The organism is Clostridium sp. UBA4395, assembly GCF_002390995.1.
Lineage (GTDB): Bacteria > Bacillota > Clostridia > Clostridiales > Clostridiaceae > Clostridium_J > Clostridium_J sulfidigenes.
Genome location: NZ_DGRF01000051.1, coordinates 1 through 24757 on the forward strand (window position 1 = coordinate 1; position 24757 = coordinate 24757).

Consider the following 24757-nt stretch of genomic DNA (forward strand, 5'->3'; position numbering starts at 1 on the left):
CACTTTGCAAAAGTAAGTTCTGTTTCGGCTAAAAATCGGAATTTACCTTTTCAATTTACCGATAACATAGATTATAACATACTAATTTGAAAGTTTTCATCATATTTTCTTTTAACTATAAAGATTTATATATTTTGGTAGAATATTATAATATATAGTATATTAATTATGAAAGTATATATTATTTGTTTTAGGGGTGTTTACAGTAAATTTAAATGCAAATAGGATTGTGGGGGAAAAATGATGTTTAAAAGTTTAGGAGAAAGCACAATAACTTTAGTAATTACTATTTTACTAGTAATAGCTTTAGCTACATTATGTGTATTTCTATTTTCAAAGTTACTTGAGGGGTATAATTTAAAGAAAAAAAAGAAGAGTCATGAAGAACAAGTAGAAGCAGTGGTTACAGTTGATGAAAAAACTTTTGACATTAAAGATGATATAAGGGAAAAAGTTAATAATCAGATAAGTAAAGTAAAAAGAGATGTTATAGAATATGCAAATGATAGAGTTAATAATAGTATGTCTGATGTTTTAGCAACCACTATGAAAGGGAAAAAAAGATTTGTGGAGAAACAGATAGTCAATGAAATAGGAGAAACTGTTAATAATACTTATGAAGATGTAATAAAAGAGGCAAGAAACAAATTTTCACAGAATAATGAGGAGCTCATAGAAATTATAGAAACTAAAATAAAAAATTATGTTAGTGATAATAGTGAAAAAGATTACAGGGGAATTAATAAAGAAATAAATGAGCTTTTAAATGAAAGTATGAATATTTATACTAAAGAAGTAGAACAAATTTTAACTAGACAGAGCACTTCATTAAAGATGCAAATAGGAATGAATATAGACAAGCAGTTCAAGTCTATGAAGGGAGAAATTAAAAATAGTAGTAACATAAATTTAGATGGCTTTGAAAAAAGCTTAAAGAGTCATACTAATAATGTTATGGATGTTTGTATAAGACAAAGTGAGAGACAAATTAATCAAATGGTGGATAATATTACTGATGAATTTGAAGAACTAAAGAAAAAAGGAAATTATGAAAAAATAAGTGAAAATATTAAAAAGAATATAGAAGAATTAGAAGAGAGTTATATGACTTCAGTTCAGAAAAATGTAGATTGTACTATAGAAATAGTGAATAGCTTATCTCGACTAGGGGTAGCTGATTATAAAACTATAAAGGATGATGAAATTATTGATATTTTCAAAGAAGCTTTAATTGCAGCTAAAAGCGAAATAGACATAGTTACTCCTTGGATAAATAATCATGTAATGTATAAGGAAAAAGTTTATAGTCTTTTGAAAGAGGCATTAAACAGAGAAGTTAAGGTTAGAATAGTTTATGGCTTAGGTTCCAATAAGGATTTGAATATGGAAGAAATGGAAAGAGGATCAGAAAGAATAGCAGATATCATTAAAGATGATTTTAATAACTATGGTAAACTTTTTGAAATAAAGAAGGGTGATACCTGTGAAAGGGTGTTGATTTGTGATGAAAATCTTGCTCTTATTGGAAATTTTAATTTCTTATCCTTCCATGGAAAATACTCAGAAAATAAGAATTTAAAAAGTCAAGTTGTAGCAGTAATTACAGAAAAAAGAGCAATACAAAGACTTAGAAAAGAAAAAATCAGATTTTAGTTTTGTACAAAGACTGTCTCAAAATTATTTTGGGGCAGTCTTTTATTTATGTGCAATGTATGAGAAGCAACTCAGATATGGGGAACTTACTGGTGTTATTTCTATATAATGATAAGAAGAGAGATTTTACAGTTTAGATTCTAGATTTTATCAGTAATTTTAGGAGGAGAAGTTAATATGAACATAGATTTTCATGTCCATGGATTGTTGAGTAAAAGAAAAGATTTTAATGAGAGATTTTTTAATGAGGAAATTGAATATGCAAAGCAAAATAAATTAAATGGAATAATTATGTGTGAACATTTTAATGCTATAAATTTTAAAGAAATATATAAATATCTTGAAGAAAACTATGAATACAAAGATCATAGGTATTTAGTTAAAGGAGTTTCTGTTTTTCCTGCTATGGAAGTGAGCATAAAGGATAAGGGACATGTTGTTTTAGTAGGAAGGAGAGAGGCTATATTAGAGATTCATGAAAGGCTAGAACCTTATATGAATAGAGAAAACTTAGTGGAATTTAAAGAGTTATTAGATTTAGCTGATGAGTATGGATGTTTAAAAATAGGAGCACATCCTTTTAGAAGAGGACATAAGTTATGTAATCATCCTGAAGAACTACTAAAGAGATTAGATGCTATAGATTTAAATGCTAAAGATATATTCAAAAAAGGTGAAGAAGAGGTAAGAAGAGAGTTATATGAATTATCTAGTAAAATAGGAGTTAATGTAATTACAGGTAGTGATAGTCACACTCCATTACAATTGGGTGGGATATATACTAAACTAGATAATCCATGTTATACCATAGAAGAGCTTAGATTAGCTATAACTAGTGAAGGTTATTCTATAAAAATAGAACCCTCCTTAAATTTTAGAGTATACACTTCTAAAATATTAAAAAGATATTTGATTGCTAGAACAGATTATAACAAAGATATGGAGTTTACTATATAAATAGAGTTTTTAGGGAAGGTATTAATTAGAAAGGATTAGTAGGTGAAGTTTATAATGAAAGAATTTTAAAGAGAGAGGATTAATATGGGGTGTTTTTTGTGTAAAATTAAGAAAAAGAGGAAAAAACAAAAGAAAAGAAATAATAAATATATATCAATAGAAGAAAGATTAAAAGCTGATGAAGAAAAAGAGAAAAGAGAGGAAAGGGAAGAAGAAATAAGAGAGAGAGAGGAGTTAACAAGAGAAATTCTAGAAGAATATATTTTAGATATTATAGAAGATGAAGTAGATAAAAGAGGTGGAATTGAAGGGTTAGATGGAGAAACTATAAGTGATATTTTAAGTTACTACATTGCTAATGATCCTAGATTTCAGATTAAATTACAAAAGGAATTACGAAGAAAAGGAAAAAGATAATTAGAGGGCTATATAGAAATTAATAAGCTTCTAATAGGACCAAATAACTTGGAGATAATTTCCTTTGTCCTCTTGGCTGATATACTCATATTAAATAATATAAGATAATTTAATATGAGTATATATTATAAGTTTATATAGATTTATATTAAATAGTGTATAGATCTGAGATTAGATAAATATGGGATGAATAAAAATACATAGTATGACAAGAAAATGTAGATATTATAGGAAGAAAAGTGGTAGAATAAGGTGATGATGAATTATTGGGAATAAATATGGGGGATAAGTATGGGGTTAGCTGAATTGTATTTACAGAATATGCCATGGGCTGCATGGATTGCAGATATAGATAAAAAGATTATTTTTATTAATAAAGCCTGTGAAAAGAGTTATAATTTAAAGCTAGAAGAAGTAAAAGGTAAGACATATGAAGAAATCTTTCCGAAGAAAGTAGCAAGTATATATAATAAAAGAGTAAAGGAAGGTTTAGATAAATTACAATTGTATTCCTATGATGAAACTACTGGAGAAATAGCAGAAGAGTGTTATGTATTCCCAATCACTGATGATGACGGTAACACTAATGCTATGGGTGGGATTATTGTAAATGTTGAAGAAGAAAAAAGAAGAGAAATAGAGCTTCAAAATCAAAAAAGTATTCTTCGAACTATAATAGACTCATTACCAGAGGCTATTTTTTATAAAGATAAGGATTCAAGATATATTGGTTGCAATAAAAATTTCAATGACTATTATAAGAAATTTGGAGTAGATAATGTAATTGGGAAAAATGACTTAGAAGTTTATCCAGATAAGGAAATCGCAGAAAATTTTATTAAAGTAGATAAAGAAATAATGGAGAGTAAAGAAGCAAAATATATTCAAGGAGTTACCTTAGATGAAAATGGAAATAGAATTATAGAAGAAAGTTTTAAGGCTCCTGTAATAAATAAAAAAGGTGAAGTTTTGGGAATTGTTGGGCTAGCTAGAAATATCACTAGCCAAAAAAAATTAGAGGATAGGCTTAGATATTTGAGTTATAATGATGCTCTAACAGGAATATATAACAGAACTTATTTTGAAGAAAAGATACGGGAATTAAATAATGAGCAGCACCTTCCTTTAGGAATAATTATGGGAGATGTAAATGGACTAAAGCTAGTTAATGATTCTTTAGGACATCTAGAAGGAGATAGGCTACTAAAAAGTATATCTAGTGTTCTTAATAAAGCTTGTAGTGATAAAGGCTTTGTTTTTAGATGGGGTGGAGATGAATTTATGATACTCCTGCCAAGCTGTGATGAAAGCGGTTGTGAGAGAAGTATTGAAAAAATAAGAAGTGAATGTAAGAAGTATAAACATAATTACATTGAACTTAGCATTGCCCTTGGTGAAGTGGTTAAGCATTCTGTAGAAGAAGACATTGATAAGTGTATTAAAGAAGTAGAAGAGAGGGTATATAGGCAAAAACTCTTAGAACATAATAGTGTTAGAAGCTCCATGATGAACTCATTAAAAAAGAGTTTGGAAGCTAAGAATATGGAAACAGAAGAGCATACTGAAAGGGTAGAATCCTATGCGTTGGAAATAGGAAAGAGATATGGATTTAAGAGCTCACAAATGGATGAATTAATGATAATAGCTAGACTTCATGACATTGGAAAAATTGCTATTGAGGAAGATATACTTTTAAAACCAGGGCCACTTACAACAAATGAATTTGAAGTGATGAAAACTCATGCAGAAAAGGGATTTAGAATAATCAATGCTTCTAGTGAAATAATGAATGTGGCAAAATGTGTTTTAACCCATCATGAAAAATGGGATGGTAGTGGATATCCTTTAGGCATTGCAGGAGAAGAAATACCGCTTATGGCAAGAATTATTGCTATTGCTGATGCCTATGATGTTATGACTCATGATAGGGTATATAGAAAGGCCATGAATAAAGAAGAGGCTATTAAAGAATTAAAGAGATGTGCAGGTACCCAATTTGATCCAGAACTAGTAGAGCTATTTTTAAAATGTTTAGATAACAATGAAGAAAAAAATGATTAAGAAATAAAGGGTTGAGAAGTAGCAAAACACCTTAATAAAGGGTGATGTTGAATAAATACTTCTTGCCCTTTTTATTTTTAATTTATATTAGATATATATCTAATTGGTATTGACAATTATCTAATATAATCATAAACTAATAATAGGAAGAAATTTTAATAATATATAAATTATGTAAGGGTGGTATAGTTATGGATTTAGCTGTAGAAAAGAAAAAAATAGGATATAAAGACATACTTATGGATAAAAATTTTTGCTTATTTATCATTGGTAATCTGATTTCAAGATTTGGGGATTCTATTGACACCATTGCTTATGGGTGGATGGTATATGAAATTACAGGTAGCACTGCATTAATGGCTTTAATTTTTGGAGTTAATGCTATTCCAACAATATTGCTTCAACCTATTGCTGGTGTGTTTGTAGACTATAAAAAGAAAAAAAATGTAGTTGTCATTTGTAATTTAGGAAGAGCCACTGTAGTAACTATCACAGCATTGATGTTTATCTTTGACATACTTAAGCCATATCATTTATTTATATTTACCTTCATGAATTCTACCTTTGAGTCCTTTGAAGGACCAGCAGCAATAGCAGCCTATCCACTAATTATTGAAAAAGAAAAGTTTGCATATGCAAGAGCAGTACAATCTACTTTATCTAGAATTGTGGAGTTAGTTGGTCTTGCAGTGGCGGCTGGAATCATTGCAGTTATTGGTATTGGTGGCGGAATGATTGTTAATGCAATTAGTTTTTTCATCTGCGGAATATTTATGGCTATGGTTAGATATAAAGAAGAGATTTTAAAGAAACAACAGTTAAATATGAAGGGGTACTTCAGAGATTTAAAGGATGGATTTATCTATTTAAAGACTAGTAAAATTTTGATATCAATAACCATATTTGCCGCATTAATTAATTTATTTATGATACCTTTTAACACTTTAGGAGTTGCATATGTAAATGAGGAGTTGTTAAAGGGTCCTGAGGTAGTTGCAATGATTAGTTTTAGCTTAACTACAGGGATGCTTATTGGTGGTGCTATATATCCTAAAATAGCAGAAAAATTTAAAGGAATTAATTTATTTATAATTTCAGGGGTAATCATAGGAATTGCATATTTATCTTTAGCATTTGTACCTATGATAGGTGTTGATTTAGTCCTTTATGGAACTATCATTTTATTAGCCTTTTTATTTGGCGCATCTGCTAGTATATTTATGATGATAGTAAATATAACTTTTATGCAAAAAACAGAACAACAATATTTGGGAAGGGCAGCAGGAATACTTAATTCATTATGCATGGCAGCTACACCAGTAGGATCGTTAGTAGTAGGGAGTCTTTGTGTATTCTTAAGCACAGCTCAACTATTCTTAATATTCGGAATAGGTACAGTGGTATTATTCCTATGTCAACGTTATAATAAAAGCATGCAAGAAATTTAAGTGACAATCTAAATATTTGATTTAGTTATTGGAACTTACTCATCTGAAGGACGAGAGAAGGAGTTTCATATGAAATATATAGTAGAGAATAACATTAATTTAATTGAGGAAGTGAAAAATACTCTTTATTTTATAGTTAATGAAGAAAAAATAGTTAACAAGCTGAAGGATAGTTTTAAAAAGTATGGCGAAGATATAGATAAATATATAAATAAGGATTTAAAAAACTTCTTTAAATTTATCGAAAAATTTAAGACTAGAAATAAGATACCTATGGATAGACTTAAGATATTCTTTAATGATATTAGTGAAGTTCATGAAAAAACACATTGTATAGCTAGTATTTTTATTAACAATATAACCGAGGAGGAACTAATTGAGGGACGCAGTAGAATTCACAATTTAGATTCCATGGAACTAAAGGAACTTGCTATGAAGGAAATTCTATGTCAAGATGATCATCTTAGAGATGATTTTCCTGATAAGGATGATTTATCTAGCTTAGATGCAGAAAAAGAATTTATGCCTTATCTTATAGAAAGATGTACTTTAGACAGTGAATCTAAGTGGTGGCTTACGGTTATTTCTCAAAATCCAAAGGAGTATTTAAGCGAACTTATTGATATGATTATAAATTCTATAGATGTATTTAAGGAAGCTTTTAAGGTTATGGAAAAACAAGTAGAAAAATTTATATATGATCTTAGAGATTTAATTAAAGAAAATCCTAAATTTATCTCTGATTCCACAGGTATTAAAATCTTTGATCAGTGGGAAGATGATATTTATATCTTTCCAAGTATAATTAGATTTAATTCAGTATCATTTTTATCAACCATAAGCCCTGTTTTTAATAATAAAAGAAGAGAATATATGTACTTTGGATGGAAGTTTTATGAACTTTTGAGTGATTCTATAGGAAATGATAATGAGGAAAAAGTTCTAATTGATAGATTAAAGTGTCTAAGCGATAAAAGTAAATTTAATATTATAAAGATGCTTAAGAAAAAGTCTATGTTTGGGCAAGAAATTGCAGCGGCTCTTTCTCTTACTACAGCTACTGTTTCTTATCACATGAATGCTTTAATTGTAGCTAAATTAGTATATATGGAAAAGGTAGATAATAAAATTTTTTATAGTGTAGATAAAGATACTATGAAGGAATTCTTAAGGGTTTTAAATAAAGAGCTAAACTAATAGCTCTTTTTTACTTTAATAATTTTACAATTTGAGATATAATTGTATACGAAGTTATTTATCTGAGCATTATCAATATGGTTAAATGCTATGATATAAATTTAAATTCGACATAAATAAACTAAGAATGGAGTGTATTACATGGCAGTTTTAGTAACTGGAGGAATGGGCTATATCGGTAGTCATACTACTGTTGAGCTATTAAAAGAGGGGTATGAAGTTGTTATTGTAGATAACTTAAGTAATAGTAAAGAGTTAGTAAAGGATAGAATTAAGGCTATTACAGGAAAAGAGCCTAAATTCTATAAATATGATGTTTTAAACAAGGAAGATATGGACAAGGTTTTTAGTGAAAATACTATACATTCAGTAATTCATTTTGCAGGCTTTAAGGCCGTGGGAGAATCTGTGGCTAAGCCCCTAGAGTATTACCACAATAACTTAACTAGCACTTTTGTACTTTTAGAATTAATGAGAAAATATGGAGTTAAAAATTTTGTATTTAGCTCATCAGCTACTGTTTATGGAGATGCAAAAATTATTCCAATTACAGAGGAAGCACCGCTATCTGCTACAAATCCATATGGAAGAACAAAGCTAATGTTAGAAGAAATTTTAAGAGATTTATATAGCTCTGATAATTCATGGAATATAGCATTACTTCGTTACTTTAATCCAGTAGGGGCCCATGAAAGTGGAACTATTGGAGAAGATCCATGTGGTATTCCAAATAATTTAATGCCTTTTATTACAAAGGTTGCTATAGGTGAGCTTAAGGAGCTTAGTGTATTTGGGGATGATTATGACACACCAGATGGTACAGGAGTTAGAGATTACATTCACGTAGTAGATTTAGCTAAAGGTCACTTAAAAGCATTAGAAAAATTAAAAACTAATTCAGGTCTTGTAACTTATAACTTAGGAACAGGAAATGGATATAGTGTTCTTGATATAGTTAAGGCATTTTCAGAGGCTAGTGGAAGAGAAATTCCTTATAAAATTACTGCAAGAAGACCTGGTGATATTGCAACTTGCTATTCAGAACCAAGAAAGGCTAATGAAGAATTAGGCTGGACAGCTGAAAAGGGCATAAAAGAAATGTGTGAAGACTCTTGGAGATGGCAAAGCAAAAATCCAAAAGGATATGAAGAGTAAAGTAAACTTTATATAAATAAATTGAAAGTGCTTGGCAAGACATCTTACATGAAATTAGTAAGATATTTTGAAAAGCACTTTTGTTTTCATTTTATCTTATGAAGTTGGTTCTTAATTTTTCTTCCTTTTTAGGTAAGGATATTCCGGCTTTTTTACCAGCTTCTATAGATTTTAATAGCCAAGCCATATTTTTACCAAGAGTTCTCATTGTTTGCATACCTTCAAGGTCTTGTTTTACCTCTTCTGGAGTATTGCCATGAACCATATTCCAATATTGTGAAGAAACTATTGGCATGTTTGATATAGTAAAGTATTTATTTAATTGGTCAAAGGTAGCAGAGGAACCACCTCTACGACAACTTACAATAGTAGCCCCAGGTTTATATTCAAAGCCACTACCTGCATAGAAAAACCTATCCAAAAATGATGTAATCATACCAGAAGCACCAGCATAGTGAACTGGAGAACCAAAGATAAATCCATCAACATCCTTAGCTTTTTCTAAAGCAATATTAACAGTATCATCATTAAAAACGCATCTATCACTACCACTTTTATAGCAGTGACCACACCCCATACAGCCTCTAATAGGAGCCTTGCCCACATGGAATATTTCAGATTGTATATTTTCTTTTTCTAGTTCCATTGCTATTTCACATAAAGCAGTATAAGTACATCCTTTTTCATTAGGACTACCGTTTATTAATAAGACTTTCATTTTAAAATTCCCTCCAATACAATATTATCGTTAATAAATAAATTATAGCATTATTCATTTTAAAGTGTATGATTTATAAAAAGTAAATCAGATTTTTTATAATTAGTCTTTTTAAGATTTAAAATAGTAAAAATGTGTAAAAGTTATAGGGATATAGTTAATAATAAGGTATAATAATTATATATTGTAAAAATATACAAAAATAATTAGTCTAAGGAGTTTAGATTATGATTAAGTTAATGGATATCGAGGGAAGAAAGTTAGAATATTTAATTAAAGGAAATAGTAAGAAAACAGTAGTAATTATGCCAGGAATGGGTGGAAGTTTTTATGAATGGATAAATATTATAGATAATATATCCTTATATACAAAAGTCATTACAATTCACAGGGCTGGTGTTGGAAATAGTGGGCTTAATAGTGAAGGTAGTAATACAATGACGACTGCAAAGGATTTAAATATATTATTAGATAACTTAAATATTAAAGAAAAAGTTACATTGGTAGGACACTCTTATGGTGGTCTGTGTGTTCAACACTTTGCAAGAATGTATCCTGAGAAAGTAGATAGTGTAGTACTTGTTGAATCTGCATCAATGCATAGAAATGATAGATATGATAAGTTAGAAACTCCAATATCGGATGAAAGTACCTCAGATGAAGTTTACATAAAGTTATGGACAACATATTCTAAGTATAGTAAAGAACAATTAATAGAAGAGGTGAAACCTAAAGTATCAGAAGTAGATTTTAAATTACCAATAAATATGAAAAAGGAACTTATGGAGTTTTATGTAAGACCAGAAATATATATAAATCAACTCTCTGAAATAAAAGACTTGAGAAGTAATGTAAAGTATATGAGTAAATATGGCGATTTTCCAGATTGTCCATTAATAGTACTAATTGAAGATCCAGTTTATTCTATTAATGAAATGATTGAAGAAGGAATACCTAAAATAGAAGCAGAAAGAATTGAAAGATTATCACAAGAACTCTCTAGCGGATTAAAAGAATTATCCAGTAAGAGCGATGTAAGAGTAGTTAAAAATAGTAATCACTGTATAAATGAAACTCAACCAGATGCAATTATAGATGCAATAAAAGAATTGCTATTTACAAATTAGATATTATGTAGGAGGCAAAGCATTGGAATACATTTTAATTATATTAATATTATGGGTAATTTATAATATTACAGTTTATATTCCTGAAAAAATAAAAAACCATGAAGAAAGAATGTTACAACATTTTCAGGAGATTAATTTACGGATGAATAAGCTTGAAGAAATGATAAAGAAGCAAAATAATAATATTTAGTGAGGAGTCTTAAATGGAGTGCTTATTAAGGGAATTAAGAAACCAGGATATTTCTAATAGGATTTATGTTATTGGAATTGATGGATTAGGAGGAGCAGGTAAAAGCACAATAGTTAATTCATTAAAAGTGCAATTACAAAAGGAAAAGTATTATACTTATGTGTTGCATATTGATGACTTTATACATCCAAAACATATTAGATATGATGAGTCTAAAGAAGAATGGGATTGTTATTACAATATACAGTGGAGATATGATTATTTAGTGAAAGAAATTTTATCACCTGTAAAAAGAGGAGATGAAATATATAAATTAATAGAGTTATATGATAAAGAAAATGATGGATATATTAAACAACAAGTTTTAATAGAACATGGTACTGTTTTGCTTTTAGAAGGGATATTTCTACAAAGAAAAGAGATAAGAAGGTATTTAGATTTTATAATTTATCTTGATGTACCACAAGAAGTTAGATTAAGTAGAGTTATAAAAAGAGATGGGTATATAGGTGGATTAAAGGATATAAAATGCAAATATGAAAGGCGTTACTTCCCAGCGGAAGAAAGATATATCTTAGATTATTCACCAATTGAAAATGCTGATTTTGTAGTAAAATAGGGAGGAGAAATGTATGAAGAGAACATTTATACTTTGGATTGTATTTTTTTTAGTTATAACTAATATAGTATTCATTGGTACAACTATGTGGTACAAAACTAAGCTGGATAACCAAGAATTTAAAGTGTATTCATTTCAGGGAGAAAACACAGATATAAGATTAACAGAAGGGTTAATTATTCTATTTCCTAACAGGCATATAGTTATTGGCGGCAATATACAGTATATAGGAAGCAAAGAAGAACAAATTGAATCATATTCTCAAAATATCTATTTAGATAAAGATGGAGATAAATATTTAGTTTTATCAAAAGCAGTTTCAAATGGATGGGATAATAAAGGAACATCTTTATCTGATGAACTTTTGTTGAATAAAAGTATAGGAGAAATCAGTTCACAACAATTATTCAATGAAGAACAGTTGGGTCTTATTAAGAATAATCTTTATTTCAACCTTCAATATTCAACAGTTGATGGAAAAATAGAAAATTCCATAATTATGCTAAATGTAGAAGAATTTAATATGAGGGAAAATAAATAAGTATTTTAAATTAAGAAAGGAGTCTATAGATGGAGGTAAATAATAAAATAATAATAATTTCTATTATAAATGTTATTTTGATATTTGTAATTTTAATAGCTATATATAAAGGCATAAAATGGTGTAAAAACTTTGTTAATAGAAATAAAGAAGTAGATGAAAAGCTAGATATTATTTTAAAAAAGTTGAACAATGAGGATAGCAACAGTATTTAATTTAGAATCGTAATTATTTATACACAGAAACAATGAAAATGTTTACTGTGGGCTTGGAGGAAATTTATAATGAATATGAACAACATTAAAGCTATTTTATTTGATTCGGGAAGAACCTTAAATGTACCTAGGACAGGGCATTGGTTTATTACACCTAACTTCTTTAATATTTTTAATGACACAAGCTTTCAATATACAGAAGATCAATTAAGTGAAGCAATGAATAAAGCCTGTGATCATATTAGTAAAATATTATTAGTAAAAACAGAAGAAGATGAATTTGCGATGTTCAAGGAGTTTTATGAAATAGTACTAAAAGAAATAAAGTATACGAGTATAAATGAGGAAATAATTAATTCTTTGGCAAGTGATAATGTATATAATGATGATAAATTTTATTTTTTTGATGATGTGGAACCTGGGCTACAAAGATTAAAAGATAAATATATTTTAGGGGTTGTCTCAGATACATGGCCATCCTTAGAAAGAGTATTTATTAATAAGAGTCTAAGAAAATATTTTTCTACATTTGTTATGTCATCAATTTATGGCTCCTATAAAGCTGAAAAGGTACTTTTTAAAATAGCTATTGAAGAAATCGGAGTAAAACCAGAGGAAGTAATTTTTATAGATGATAGTGAATCAAATCTTATTGCGGCAGAAGATTTTGGTATGATTCCAATTCTAATTGATAGATATGATAGGAATGATATTGAAAGTAAGTACCCTATAATTAAATCTTTAAATGATTTAAATTAGTAGAGGGTTTTATGATTAAACTAATGGCAAGGTAATATTTAACTATGGAATGGGGAACGAAGATGAAGATATTAATAGGACAACCACTACATGAAAATGGGCTTAAGCAGATTAGTAATGAAATAATAAATAATAGAGAAGTTGATATTGTACTATATCCTGAAGGGTATTTAGCTAATGAAGAATTATTAAAGGATGTTTGTAACATTGCAAAAGAATATAGAGTGATGATTATTACGTCTTATAGAATGAATAACAAAGATAGAGCAGTAATAATCAATAATCATGGAGAGAAAATATTAGAGAGAGCTAAAACACCACCAGATGATAATGAGAAATTATATAATCCTTTAGTGGTTAATTATAATAAAATGAATATTGGTTATTTACTATGTATGGAAATTTTGAAAGGTGTTAGAGATTTACAAAGAGTTAATGAAACTATAAACTTTATTGCTCATCCAATTGGTGTAGGAATGTTTAGTGATGAACAATTTCAACAGTGGATAACAGAGGCGAAAAATATTGCTAGAATCTATAAAACCATTGTAATTGGAACAAGTCATGCAGATGGTTCATATAGAAATTGTGGTATATCTATTCCTATTTCCTATTGCATAGATAGTAATGGAGAAGAAATATTTATATCTAAAGCTGATACTAGAACTCGAATTGTTGATATAGATAGAAAAGAAGTTAAGACTTTTTAATATGGACATTTTTAGTGTCTTTTATAGATGGTGATTTAACATTTAATTTTATAGGCAATGAAATTTTTAAGACTAGGATAATTGTTTTTGCAATTATTAGTCATTGTTTAACTTGTACAAGTTTCTGTACTACAGTTGAAAATATACCTGAATGCAAGGAAGAAAATGGAGGGAAGTATATGGACGTTTCACATATTGTTAAAAGAATTAATGAACTTTTTAATGTAACAAATAAGGAAATCTTTTCTAATGAATCTGGGATCACATATCATGCAGGTAAAAAAGTTAAAAAATTAGGATACTGTGTTAACCTAACCCTTGAAACTATAGAAGAAGCAAGAATTCATGGAGTTGATATGATGGTGACACACCACGATTCATGGGATGAAATATATGGATTAAAAGAGGCATGCAGAGAGAAATTGGAAGAGTATGGTATAAGTCATTACTATAATCACTTGCCACTTGATGACTGTAACTTTGGAACAAATGATAGTCTGTTAAAAAAATTGAATTTAGAAAATGTTAAAAGAACCCACCAATGGGAAGGATTATATTTTGGTAGAGTGGCAGAATATGATGAAGAAATTGAGTTTAATGAATTAGTAAAAAAAATTGAAAATTTACTTGAAGAACCAGTTAAGTCTTGGAAGTTTAATGACGAAAAAGTGAAGCGGGTAGGTTTAGTCTGTGGTAATGGAGGGCCAACAGATTGCCTTAAGGAAGCAGTTGAAAATAAGTGTGATGTATACATTACAGGTGAATGTAATTTGTATACCATTCAATATGCTCAGTTTAAAGGGATAAATCTTATTATCGGTAGTCATACTTTCACCGAGTTCTTTGGAATTCAAAGTTTAGCATTGAAATTGAATGAGAATATAAAAGAACTTGAAATAGTGAGACTTAATGAAGAGCATTATGAAGCAAATATAAAATAAGTAGGGGTAGGGTGTGCTACATTAGATGTGTAAAGGAGGTATAAATCTATGTCAATTAGAACAAAAGTTATTGTTATTGAGCCTTATAATGAAAAATGGAAGTTAGAATTTGAAAGAATTAGGGACATGCTAAATTCTTATATTGGAGATTTGGTTTTATCAATTGAGCATGTTGGAAGTACTTCAGTGGAAGGTCTCTCTGCAAAACCTATCATCGATATAGATGTGGTTATGGATAGTTATGATGATTTTCCAGAAATAAAGAAGAGGTTAGAAGAAGCTGGATATCATCATGAAGGGAATTTAGGCATTGAGGATAGAGAGGCTTTTAGTTATGTGAAAAATAGATTTATGCCATATCACTTATATGTATGTCCTAAAGATGGTAAAGGATATTTAGAGCATATTGCATTAAGAAATCATCTTAGAACAAATAGGGATGCACTAGAGGATTATGCAGCATTGAAAACAAAGCTAGCTAAAGAATATAGATACGATGCTGATACTTACTGCGAGAGAAAGACAAAATTTATTCAGAAAATCTTAAATAAGACACTATACTCTAATAAGTCTTAGAGTTACTAATTATAAGAAATAGAGGATATGAAATGATAAGATTAGAATTAATTAAAAAAGAAGATTTATATAAAATTGTGGAATGGAATAGGAATAAATCTGCTAATGATCTATTGCAATGGGCTGGACCTTTATATGAGTATCCATTAACCCTTTCTCAAGTAGAAAAGTATTTCTTAGATGAGAAAAATAAGGAAGTGGTGGATACCTATATATATAAGATAATTTCCATTAGTACAGAAGAAATTATAGGAACAGTGGAGCTGCGTGAAATAGATAGAGAAAATAAGATTGCTAGGGTATGTAGATTTTTAATTGGAGAAGAAAAGGAAAGAGGTAGAGGCATAGGTGCTTTGGCATTAAAGGAAATCTTAAGAAGTGGATTTGAAGATAGGGGATTTGAGAAAATAACTCTTGGAGTTTTTGATTTTAATAAGGGTGCAGTTAGATGCTATGAAAAGGTTGGTTTTGTAATAGAAAAATCATTAAAGGATGTAAGAAAGGCTAAGGATGGTTATTGGAGCCTATATGAAATGTCAATTTTAAAATCTAAATGGACAAACGAAAATAATTAAATGTTGTACCACTCTGCTACCAATATATTGAGATTACACAACTGTTATACAAAGTGCCCAATGCTAATTAGCATTGGGCACTTTGTATCTGATGACTACCAGCTCTAATACTCCCATCTCTTTAAAGTGGGAGTAAAGAGCTGCTACGTCCCGGTATAACGATTTCCATTAAAGGACAACGAGTTAAAAGTATCAAAAATACTGATACTAAGAACTCTGTTTATATGTATTTCTTCAATTATTACAAGGTTTATATAGAAAGATCTAACTAATTTAAATCAGTGTTATCTTCATCCTTTTCTTCAGTATTTAATAAACCAGCATCTAAATATTCACTTCCAAAGGAATGCATCATTTCTAGAATTGGTATGATTTCTTTACCAACTTCAGTTAAACTATATTCAACTTTAGGTGGGACTACAGGATATACTTTTCTAGATATAAGCTTATCTTCTTCTAAACTTCTCAATTGTGAAGTTAGCATTTTTTGAGTTACCTTAGGTAACCTCTTTTTAATATCGCTAAATCTCAAGGTACCATAACTTAAGTACCATAAAATTAATAATTTCCATTTACCAGATAGAAGATTTTGTACCACCACCATGGGGCACGTAGAGTACTTAGTGCATTGATTTCTCATATGACACTCTTCATGTCTAGGAAATATGCATAGCAAATTCTTATCCATTATATTCACCGTCCTAATAGTATATTTATAATATTATAGTATAAAAAAGTAACTACATATAAAAAAGTCTATAACATACTCTGCATTATACCATGAATTTTATATATGTTAAATTTCAAATCCACTATTAACATTATTATAAGATTTTCTAATATTATTTATTAATATATTAGTATCTTTTATGATACTATGTCACAAAAAGTATAGTTAATGAGAATAAAGTGCCTACTTCCTAGAAAGATATTTTGTGATTATAATAAAGTTAAATTAAGAGATAGAAAAAACAGATTAAAAAATATAAAACATTATGAGAATGTACAAGGAGGATTTACTATGAATATAAAATTACAAGAAAAATATCAACTATATATTGATGGTCAATGGAGAGAGGCTTCTGATGGAGGCGTATTGAAAACTTACAATCCTGCTACTGGAGAATTCTTAGCTGAAATAGCAGATGCTACAGAAAAAGATGTAGATGATGCAGTTAAAGCAGCTGAAAGAGCTTTCATAACTTGGGGAAAAACAACAGTTGCTGAAAGAGCAGATGTGTTAAACAAAATTGCAGATGTCATTGATGACAATGCAGAGTATTTAGCTACTATTGAAACTATGGATAACGGAAAACCAATTAGAGAAACTACAGGAGCTGATATACCTCTTGCAGCAGATCACTTTAGATATTTTGCTGGAGTTATTCGTTCAGATGAGGGTAGCTCAACAATGCTTGATGAAAATACTTTAAACATAATATTAAGAGAACCAATTGGGATTGTAGGACAAATAGTACCTTGGAACTTCCCATTCTTAATGGCTGCATGGAAGCTTGCTCCAGTATTGGCAGCAGGGGATGTTTCAGTATTTAAACCATCAAGCACAACTTCATTAAGTGTACTTGAGCTTATGAGATTAATAGAGAATATAGTTCCAAAGGGTGTAATTAATATAGTTACAGGCAGAGGCTCAAAAAGTGGAGAATATCTACAACATCATAAAGGCCTTAATAAATTAGCCTTCACTGGATCAACAGAAGTAGGTAGGAAAATTGGACTTTCAGCAGCTGAAAATATCATTCCTGCAACTCTAGAACTTGGAGGGAAATCTGCTAATATATTCTTTAAAGATGCAGATTTAGATATAGCTTTAGAAGGACTTCAACTAGGAATTCTGTTTAATCAAGGACAAGTTTGCTCAGCGGGATCTAGAATTTTTGTACAAGAAGATTTTTATGATGAATTTATAGAAAAAGCAGTTAAAGCTTTTGAAAAGGTTAAGGTGGGTAACCCATTAGATAATAATACTCAAATGGGAGCACAAGTAAGTGAGGCTCAACTTAATAAAATTCTTAGCTATGTAGAAATCGGTAAGAAAGAAGGAGCTAAAGTAGCTACAGGTGGAGAAAGATACACTGAAGGCGATGCTGCTAAAGGTTACTTCATGAAACCAACTCTACTTGTTGATGTTACTAATGACATGAGAGTTGCTAGAGAAGAAATCTTTGGACCTGTAGGAGTTGTTATTAAATTCAAGACAATAGATGAAGTAATTGCCATGGCAAATGATAGCGAATACGGTTTAGGTGGAGGGGTATTTACTCGAGACATTAATAAAGCTATACAAGTTGCTAGAGGTATTAGAACAGGACGTGTATGGGTAAATACTTATAATAGTTTCCCAGCTGGAGCACCATTTGGAGGATATAAGAACTCAGGAATAGGTAGAGAAACTCATAAATCTGTCCTAGATGCTTATACTCAAATGAAGAATATTATGGTTAATTTATCTGAAAAACCAAGTGGAATGTATGTAAAATAGGTTTAATAAATATATTAAGAAGGTTATGGACTTTGGTTCATAGCCTTCTTTTACCATTTATCTCTTTATCCGATGACTACCAGCTCTAATACTCCTATCTTCTTAAAAATGGGAGTAAAGAGCTGCTACGTCCCTGGATAAGGATTTCTAAGCTTCAGTGGGAGTAATAACTCCCCCCTGAAGCAAAGAACTCTCTTTATACTAAGGTAAAGTATGATATAATACATAAAGATAAGATTTAGCTTAATAAGTTAATAATACTTTATATAGATACTGTAGATAAGAGAGGAAGTAAAAGATGGGAAAAATATTAGTACTAGCAGAGAAACCTTCAGTAGGTAGAGACTTGGCTAAGGTTTTAAAATGCAATCAGAGTAAGGGTGCATACATAGAGGGAAGTAAGTATGTGGTAACTTGGGCACTAGGTCATTTAGTGGGGCTACAAGATCCTGAGGACTATGATGCTAAATATAAAAAATGGAGCATGGAAACTTTGCCAATGATTCCAAAGCATATGAAACTTACAGTTTTAAAAAAGACCCAAAAGCAGTTTTATGAAGTAAAAAAGCAAATGCTAAGAAATGATATAGATGAGATAGTTATTGCAACAGATGCGGGAAGAGAAGGAGAGTTAGTGGCACGTTGGACAATAGAAAAGGCTGGAGTAAAAAAACCACTAAAGAGATTATGGATTTCTTCTCAGACTGATAAGGCAATTTTAGATGGATTTAAAAATTTAAAACCAGGTAAAGATTATAATAATTTATATAAGGCAGCGGTGTGTAGAGCAGAGGCAGATTGGCTTGTAGGACTTAATGTAACTCGTGCCCTTACTTGTAAATACAATGCTCAACTTTCAGCAGGAAGAGTTCAATCTCCGACCTTAGCCATGATAGTTCAAAGGGAAGAAGATATTAAAAACTTTATTCCTAAGGATTACTATACAATTACTGCAAAGGCTAAAGAATTTTCACTACAGTGGGTTGATAAGAATAATTATCAAAGCACTTTTAATGAGGAAGTAGCTAATAAAACCCTAGTTAAGGTTAGAGGTCAAGAAGCAAGTATTATAGATGTAACTGAAAGCTTAAAGAAAAAGCCAGCTCCTGCTCTTTATGATTTAACAGAGCTTCAAAGAGATGCCAACAAAATTTGGGGATATTCTGCAAAGCAGACCCTTTCTATAATGCAAAGACTTTATGAAAATCATAAGATATTAACTTATCCAAGAACGGATTCAAGATATATAACTACAGATATAGTAGCTACACTTCCAGAGAGATTAAGAGCTATATCTATAGGAGCATATAGGGCAGCAGCTACAAATATCCTAAAAGGTAAGATTACTCCAAGCAAGAGTTTTGTAGATAATAGTAAAGTATCGGATCACCATGCCATAATTCCTACAGAGCAAAGTCCTAATATGTCTAACTTAAGTTCAGAGGAAAGAAATATTTATGATTTAGTAGTTAAGAGATTTTTAAGTGTTATGATGCCACCTTTTGAATATTTACAAACTAATATAGTGACAGAAATAGCCGGGGAAAAGTTTATAGCTAAGGGTAAAGTCATAAAATCTAAGGGATGGAAAGCATTATATGATAGAGAAGATATGGAGGATTCTAACGAAGAAGATGGATTAAAGGATCAAGTACTTCCAAAGCTTAATATTGGAGATAAATTAAAGATAAACTCTGTAGATATAAATAAAGGTAAAACTAAGCCACCTGCAAGATTTAATGAGGGAACACTACTTTCAGCTATGGAAAATCCACATAAGTATATTAATGTTTCAAAGGATGCAGCAAAGACCTTAAATGCAACTGGTGGATTAGGTACTGTAGCTACAAGAGCAGATATTATAGAAAAATTATTTAATTCATTTTCTATAGAAAAGAGAGGAAAGGAAATAGTTCCAACCTCTAAGGGAAAACAACTTATAGAATTAGTTCCAAGTGATCTTAAGTCACCACTTTTAACAGCTAAGTGGGAAAGCCAGCTAGAAGATATTAGCAAAGGCAAGGAAGATTCCATGGACTTCATTGTAGAGATGAGAAGATATTCAAGAGCTCTAGTTGAAGATGTTAAAGTCAATGGTAATAAGTTTGTTCATGAAAATGTCACAGGTGCAAAATGCCCTAAGTGCGGAAAATACATGTTAGAGGTTAAGACTAAAACTGGAGTTATGAATGTGTGCCAAGATAGAGAATGTGGTCACAGAGAAGGTGTTAGTAGAACTACCAATGCTCGTTGTCCAGAATGTAAGAAAAAACTTACCCTTAAAGGACACGGAGAAGGTCAAATCTATGTATGCCCAGGGGCAAACTGTAACTTTAGAGAAAAGGCATCCCAATTTAATAAGAGATTTGAAAAAGGTGGAAAAGTTGATAAGAGGGATGTTAATAACTATATGAAGAAAATGAAAAAAGAAGCAGAACAAGAAGCTGCTAATGATAATCCATTTGCAGCCCTTGGAGATCTATTCAAGAAATAAGGAGAAATAACTATGGATGGAACTAAAAGAGCAGATATAAAAATAGGCTCAAAGGTCTTAGTAGTAAAGAAGGAAGATCAACGCACAGGAAAATTGACAGAGGGAACAGTTACAAGGTTATTAACTAATTCTTCAGTACATCCAAGAGGTATTAAGGTAATGCTTGAAGGTGGAATAGTTGGTAGAGTTCAAAAAATATTATAATTAATAAAAATAAGCTTTGAATACTAAAATCGGTATTCAAAGCTTATTTTTTTCTTCTAATAAATATTATATAGAAATATTTAATGCTCTACTAATAGCTTTTACCTCAAAGCGTAGAACTTCTCTGATTTGAGATTAATCTTTCATCAGCGCACAACAGAGTCTTTAGATGAATTAGTTCAGTTTAATCCCTTAATAAAATCAACTGCTAGATATATTAGATTCCATAAAAGTTATAATATCTATAAAAAGTTATTGTAAACATAATTTTACATAAATGTATTGACATTAACTTCCCATTTTGATACAGTGGTTACAATATAAGTTATCTTATTATGGTTTATTTGTATAATATTTACTAGGGGGTATTTTTATGAAAAAGAAAATAGGTTTAATGTTATTGGGGGTATTAGTTGTATCACAAGTCTCAGTCTTTGCTTGGACAAATTTTGGGGATGGTACAAGAGGTACAGCTTACGGATCAGTGTTTACTGGAGATAATGGGAACAGAGTAAATGCTAGTTACACATTAAATAATATGAATGCTAATGGTCGTGTTAGAATCACTGTGCCGAACTACGGAAGTAATGAGAGCCTCGTGGCAAGTAGAACACGAACATATGTTTCAACATCGTATACCTATGCTGGATTCTCAGTGACTGGTACTCATACTCATAGTTACTCCGAAGCATTAGTTCAGTAGTATATTAGAATAAGGGGGCTTTCGCAAAAAAGCTAATCTAAATAAATATTGAACAAGCACTTATATTATTAATGTTCAGCCGTTTTGAATAACTAAATCAAAAATTTAGATTCTTACTTATGCAAATGGCATTGGCTAACAATAATATTAAAGTACATCTTCAATATTTTATACAAGATTAGTAATATATTTTGCGAAAGCTCCTTTAAAATGAAAAGAGGTATAAAAAGCATGAAAAAGCTAAGCTATATTTTTACTGCAATTTTAGGACTATTAATTACCCTAACTATATATTCGGAATTCAATGAGACATACTATTTCAAAATAGATAACTTTTCTAATGAAAAATATGTGGATATGGAAGTTACAGATGTGTTTCTTTCCGCAGCAGATAATAATATGACCATGCCCCAATTAATCGACAGTTTACAAGAATTTGCAGAAGAAAATGATGCTGAAATTCATATTGTAAGAGGAAAAAATGATGACCTTAACAGACAAGTAGCAGAACATTTTATCTATTCTAGTACCTTTGATGTTGATAATTTTATCTATACTGATGAGGATAGCAAGATTTCTTTTTCTGATAAGACAGAAAGCCACTATTATGCCGTAAATAGTGATGATAGCAATGCAATAAAGATAAAAGTATTGGATGATTATTATAGCACAGGAGTACTATATGCGATTCAATCATATAGACCACTTCATCAATTGAAAAATGCCATTGATGATGGAGATATAGAATTATGGGCTTCATTTTATGAAGAAGATATAAATGCTATGAATACTCTAAAAAAATCCTTAATGAATAAGTATTCCCTTACTAATGAATCCTTTTTGGAAGTTGATAGAGTCAAGCCAGCCCAAAGAGCTATAGGGACAAACCTTCAGCTAATTATTATTTTGGTTGTAGTAAATATCATACTTATGACAAGTTATATAAACAGGAAACTCAAGGAAATCAGCATTAGAAAGATGAATGGTAATAAGAATCATCAGATTATGAAAAGAGTTATAGGGGGGTATATTTCAAGGGAAATCATTATCTTTTCTCTAACAGTTATTATAACCTTTGCTATACTAGTGGGAGAAATATCTCCTATGTCATACAATATCATAAAATCAATATGTATTAGCTCTGTAATATTCATCCTAGGGCTAATATTGCTCATGGGAATCCTTTATTTCTATATAAGGTATATTTCATCCTTAGTAAGTTTGAAAAAGAGCAGTGTAAATATGAAATTAGTATTCTCTAATCTGGTGGTGAAAATATTACTCATGGCAATAATTATTTCACCTATGATTTCACAGGTAAGTAAAGGGGGTGATGCCTTGGAGAATTTATATAATCGTTTAAAGTATCATGATAAAGAACAGTACAGATATTCCGTATCAGGAACCAGCAAGATATCTATCAAGATGGGTATGGATGAGAGTATAAAAATTAGTGAAGATTATTTTAAGGCTTTAGAAAAGGAAAAGGGTATTTATACTTATTTTGATTTTTCCAATAAAGAAAATTTTATATTTTCTACTAAAGAACAAAGTAATGAAAATATTATGCCCCATATTATTGTAAACAAAGAATATCTACGAGATTATGAAATTAGAAATGAAAATGGAAAAATAATTGATGTTGATTCTATTTCAACTAATACAATTTTCATACCAGAAAAATACAAAGGTAAAGACTATGTTAGCATGATAAATCAAGATAAATCTATAGAGGAAATTTACGTTACCTTTGAAAGGCCTTTCTATAACCCAGACATTATTGCACCTATGGCTGTTAGTGAAGACCCTTCAGTACTTCTTGTTACTGATTTTGCACCAGAATACGTCCAACCTATGTATCGATATGCATATTATGGGGATGTTGAATCTCTTGAGACAACCCTAAAGGAAATGGGATACGAGAATAAATATAGAATTACTGATAATAGTGGAATATATGATTATTATATGAAAATGTATGCTAAGACCTTTAGTAAGACTATAGGGATTATTCTTTTGTACGTCTTCATCATGCTAGTATTCCTATATCAAAGTGTTTATCTTCACCTTGAGGAAATTAAGAAGGAGATATCTGTAAAGTATCTTCTAGGACACAGGTTCTGGTCTAGATACAGTGGACTTGTTATTTTTAACCTGAGTCCCCATATTATACTTCTTCTATCAGCTGTGGGGATATTGAAGATTCCATTTAATGAAGCAGCACTGTTTGTAGCAGTGTTCATGGCAATTGAAATAATCTTCATGGTCTATCTAATTAAGAAGTTTGAGAAAAATGCCGTATCAATGGTACTTAAGGGGGAATAGAAAGTATGGAAAATGTAATACGTATAGAAAATATGAACAAATTCTTCAAGGATGTGGAGATTTTCAAGGATTTCAGCCTTGAAATTAAAAAAAATAGTTTTACTATCATCAGCGGTACTTCTGGATCTGGAAAGTCTACTCTTCTCAATATAATAGGTCTTTTAGATACCAAGGATAAGGGAAATATCTATCTATTTGAAGAAAAAAATGTACATCCATTTTCCAAGAGAGCAGAGCATCTTCTTAGGGAAAAGATAGGGTACCTTTTCCAAAACTTTGCTTTGGTTGATAATGAAACAGTGGAATATAATCTAAAGATTGCACTGGAGAATGTGAAGGCTAAGAATAAGGAAGAACTCATATCAAATGTTTTAAATCAGGTTGGTCTTAAAGGTTATGAGAAAAAGATGGTCTATAAGTGTTCAGGAGGAGAACAGCAAAGGATAGCAATTGCAAGACTTCTACTCAAACCTTGTGAACTGGTTCTTGCAGATGAACCTACAGGAAGTCTTGATCATGATAACAAGATGCTGGTAGTTAGCCTATTACAGAAGATGCATAAAGAAGGAAAAACCATCTTAATAGTTACCCATGATGAAGAACTCATGGAAATTGGAGATAATCATATTAAGCTTAATAATTTTAAATGTGTGAAGTAAGCTTTAC

The 24757-nt window shown here is 30.2% G+C and carries 25 protein-coding genes; 23 read left to right on the plus strand and 2 right to left on the minus strand.

Going from position 1 to position 24757, the window contains the following annotated elements:
- Positions 1–243 precede the first annotated feature (243 nt).
- The 7 genes from B2694_RS09170 to galE all read left to right on the plus strand — a co-directional run bounded on the left by B2694_RS09170 (position 244) and on the right by galE (position 8888).
- Positions 244–1653, plus strand: a complete 1410-nt coding sequence (locus tag B2694_RS09170; protein ID WP_346885472.1) for a hypothetical protein — start codon at positions 244–246, stop codon at positions 1651–1653.
- 177 nt (positions 1654–1830) lie between these two features.
- Positions 1831–2610 (plus strand): PHP-associated domain-containing protein, encoded by a 780-nt coding sequence (locus B2694_RS09175; RefSeq protein WP_346885473.1) that lies wholly within the window; start codon positions 1831–1833, stop codon positions 2608–2610.
- Between the two features lie 84 nt (positions 2611–2694).
- Positions 2695–3027, plus strand: a complete 333-nt coding sequence (locus B2694_RS09180; RefSeq protein ID WP_346885474.1) for a hypothetical protein — start codon at positions 2695–2697, stop codon at positions 3025–3027.
- A gap of 291 nt (positions 3028–3318) precedes the next feature.
- Positions 3319–5088: a sensor domain-containing diguanylate cyclase/phosphohydrolase gene (locus tag B2694_RS09185; RefSeq protein WP_346885475.1), complete on the plus strand. Its 1770-nt coding sequence runs from the start codon at positions 3319–3321 to the stop codon at positions 5086–5088.
- A gap of 191 nt (positions 5089–5279) precedes the next feature.
- On the plus strand, positions 5280–6536 hold the full coding sequence (locus B2694_RS09190) for an MFS transporter (protein WP_346885476.1): 1257 nt from the start codon (positions 5280–5282) through the stop codon (positions 6534–6536).
- Between the two features lie 69 nt (positions 6537–6605).
- On the plus strand, positions 6606–7733 hold the full coding sequence (locus B2694_RS09195; RefSeq protein ID WP_346885477.1) for an ArsR/SmtB family transcription factor: 1128 nt from the start codon (positions 6606–6608) through the stop codon (positions 7731–7733).
- A 141-nt stretch (positions 7734–7874) separates the two neighbouring features.
- A complete protein-coding gene (galE, locus tag B2694_RS09200; protein ID WP_346885478.1) occupies positions 7875–8888 on the plus strand; it encodes a UDP-glucose 4-epimerase GalE in 1014 nt (337 codons plus the stop codon).
- 91 nt (positions 8889–8979) lie between these two features.
- Here galE and B2694_RS09205 read toward each other — a convergent pair whose 3' ends face one another.
- The gene (locus B2694_RS09205) at positions 8980–9606 is read right to left on the minus strand and encodes a flavodoxin family protein (protein ID WP_346885479.1); all 627 of its coding nucleotides are present in this window, start codon (positions 9604–9606) and stop codon (positions 8980–8982) included.
- Positions 9607–9833: 227 nt separating this feature from the next.
- Between B2694_RS09205 and B2694_RS09210 the strand changes: the two genes are divergently transcribed.
- The 10 genes from B2694_RS09210 (at position 9834) to B2694_RS09255 (ending at position 15862) form a co-directional block, all read left to right on the plus strand.
- Entirely contained in the window at positions 9834–10733 is a 900-nt protein-coding gene (locus tag B2694_RS09210) for an alpha/beta hydrolase (protein ID WP_346885480.1), read from the plus strand.
- A gap of 22 nt (positions 10734–10755) precedes the next feature.
- A complete protein-coding gene (locus B2694_RS09215; protein ID WP_346885481.1) occupies positions 10756–10926 on the plus strand; it encodes a hypothetical protein in 171 nt (56 codons plus the stop codon).
- Positions 10927–10939: 13 nt separating this feature from the next.
- Complete coding sequence (locus B2694_RS09220) at positions 10940–11545, plus strand: uridine kinase (RefSeq protein WP_346885482.1); 606 nt, start codon at positions 10940–10942, stop codon at positions 11543–11545.
- 13 nt (positions 11546–11558) lie between these two features.
- Entirely contained in the window at positions 11559–12086 is a 528-nt protein-coding gene (locus B2694_RS09225; RefSeq protein WP_346885483.1) for a hypothetical protein, read from the plus strand.
- Between the two features lie 29 nt (positions 12087–12115).
- A complete protein-coding gene (locus B2694_RS09230) occupies positions 12116–12301 on the plus strand; it encodes a hypothetical protein (RefSeq protein ID WP_346885484.1) in 186 nt (61 codons plus the stop codon).
- 69 nt (positions 12302–12370) lie between these two features.
- Entirely contained in the window at positions 12371–13060 is a 690-nt protein-coding gene (locus B2694_RS09235) for an HAD-IA family hydrolase (protein ID WP_150842905.1), read from the plus strand.
- Between the two features lie 62 nt (positions 13061–13122).
- On the plus strand, positions 13123–13770 hold the full coding sequence (locus B2694_RS09240) for a hypothetical protein (protein WP_346878353.1): 648 nt from the start codon (positions 13123–13125) through the stop codon (positions 13768–13770).
- A gap of 179 nt (positions 13771–13949) precedes the next feature.
- Positions 13950–14711: a Nif3-like dinuclear metal center hexameric protein gene (locus B2694_RS09245; RefSeq protein WP_346885485.1), complete on the plus strand. Its 762-nt coding sequence runs from the start codon at positions 13950–13952 to the stop codon at positions 14709–14711.
- Positions 14712–14759: 48 nt separating this feature from the next.
- A complete protein-coding gene (locus tag B2694_RS09250; protein WP_346885486.1) occupies positions 14760–15287 on the plus strand; it encodes a GrpB family protein in 528 nt (175 codons plus the stop codon).
- 32 nt (positions 15288–15319) lie between these two features.
- Positions 15320–15862 (plus strand): GNAT family protein, encoded by a 543-nt coding sequence (locus B2694_RS09255; protein WP_346885487.1) that lies wholly within the window; start codon positions 15320–15322, stop codon positions 15860–15862.
- Between the two features lie 268 nt (positions 15863–16130).
- On the opposite strand, the gene B2694_RS09260 is transcribed toward B2694_RS09255, so the two are convergent.
- A complete protein-coding gene (locus tag B2694_RS09260; RefSeq protein ID WP_346885488.1) occupies positions 16131–16550 on the minus strand; it encodes a helix-turn-helix domain-containing protein in 420 nt (139 codons plus the stop codon).
- Between the two features lie 333 nt (positions 16551–16883).
- Between B2694_RS09260 and B2694_RS09265 the strand changes: the two genes are divergently transcribed.
- The 6 genes from B2694_RS09265 (at position 16884) to B2694_RS09290 (ending at position 24750) form a co-directional block, all read left to right on the plus strand.
- Entirely contained in the window at positions 16884–18365 is a 1482-nt protein-coding gene (locus B2694_RS09265; protein WP_346885489.1) for an aldehyde dehydrogenase family protein, read from the plus strand.
- 298 nt (positions 18366–18663) lie between these two features.
- Entirely contained in the window at positions 18664–20859 is a 2196-nt protein-coding gene (locus B2694_RS09270; RefSeq protein WP_346885490.1) for a DNA topoisomerase III, read from the plus strand.
- A gap of 12 nt (positions 20860–20871) precedes the next feature.
- Positions 20872–21063: a YwbE family protein gene (locus tag B2694_RS09275; RefSeq protein WP_346867745.1), complete on the plus strand. Its 192-nt coding sequence runs from the start codon at positions 20872–20874 to the stop codon at positions 21061–21063.
- A gap of 400 nt (positions 21064–21463) precedes the next feature.
- Positions 21464–21766, plus strand: coding sequence for a hypothetical protein (locus B2694_RS09280; protein WP_346885491.1), 303 nt, complete (start codon positions 21464–21466; stop codon positions 21764–21766).
- Between the two features lie 231 nt (positions 21767–21997).
- Entirely contained in the window at positions 21998–24091 is a 2094-nt protein-coding gene (locus B2694_RS09285; RefSeq protein ID WP_346885492.1) for a DUF1430 domain-containing protein, read from the plus strand.
- 32 nt (positions 24092–24123) lie between these two features.
- Positions 24124–24750, plus strand: a complete 627-nt coding sequence (locus tag B2694_RS09290) for an ATP-binding cassette domain-containing protein (RefSeq protein WP_346885493.1) — start codon at positions 24124–24126, stop codon at positions 24748–24750.
- The last annotated feature ends 7 nt before the right edge of the window (positions 24751–24757 follow it).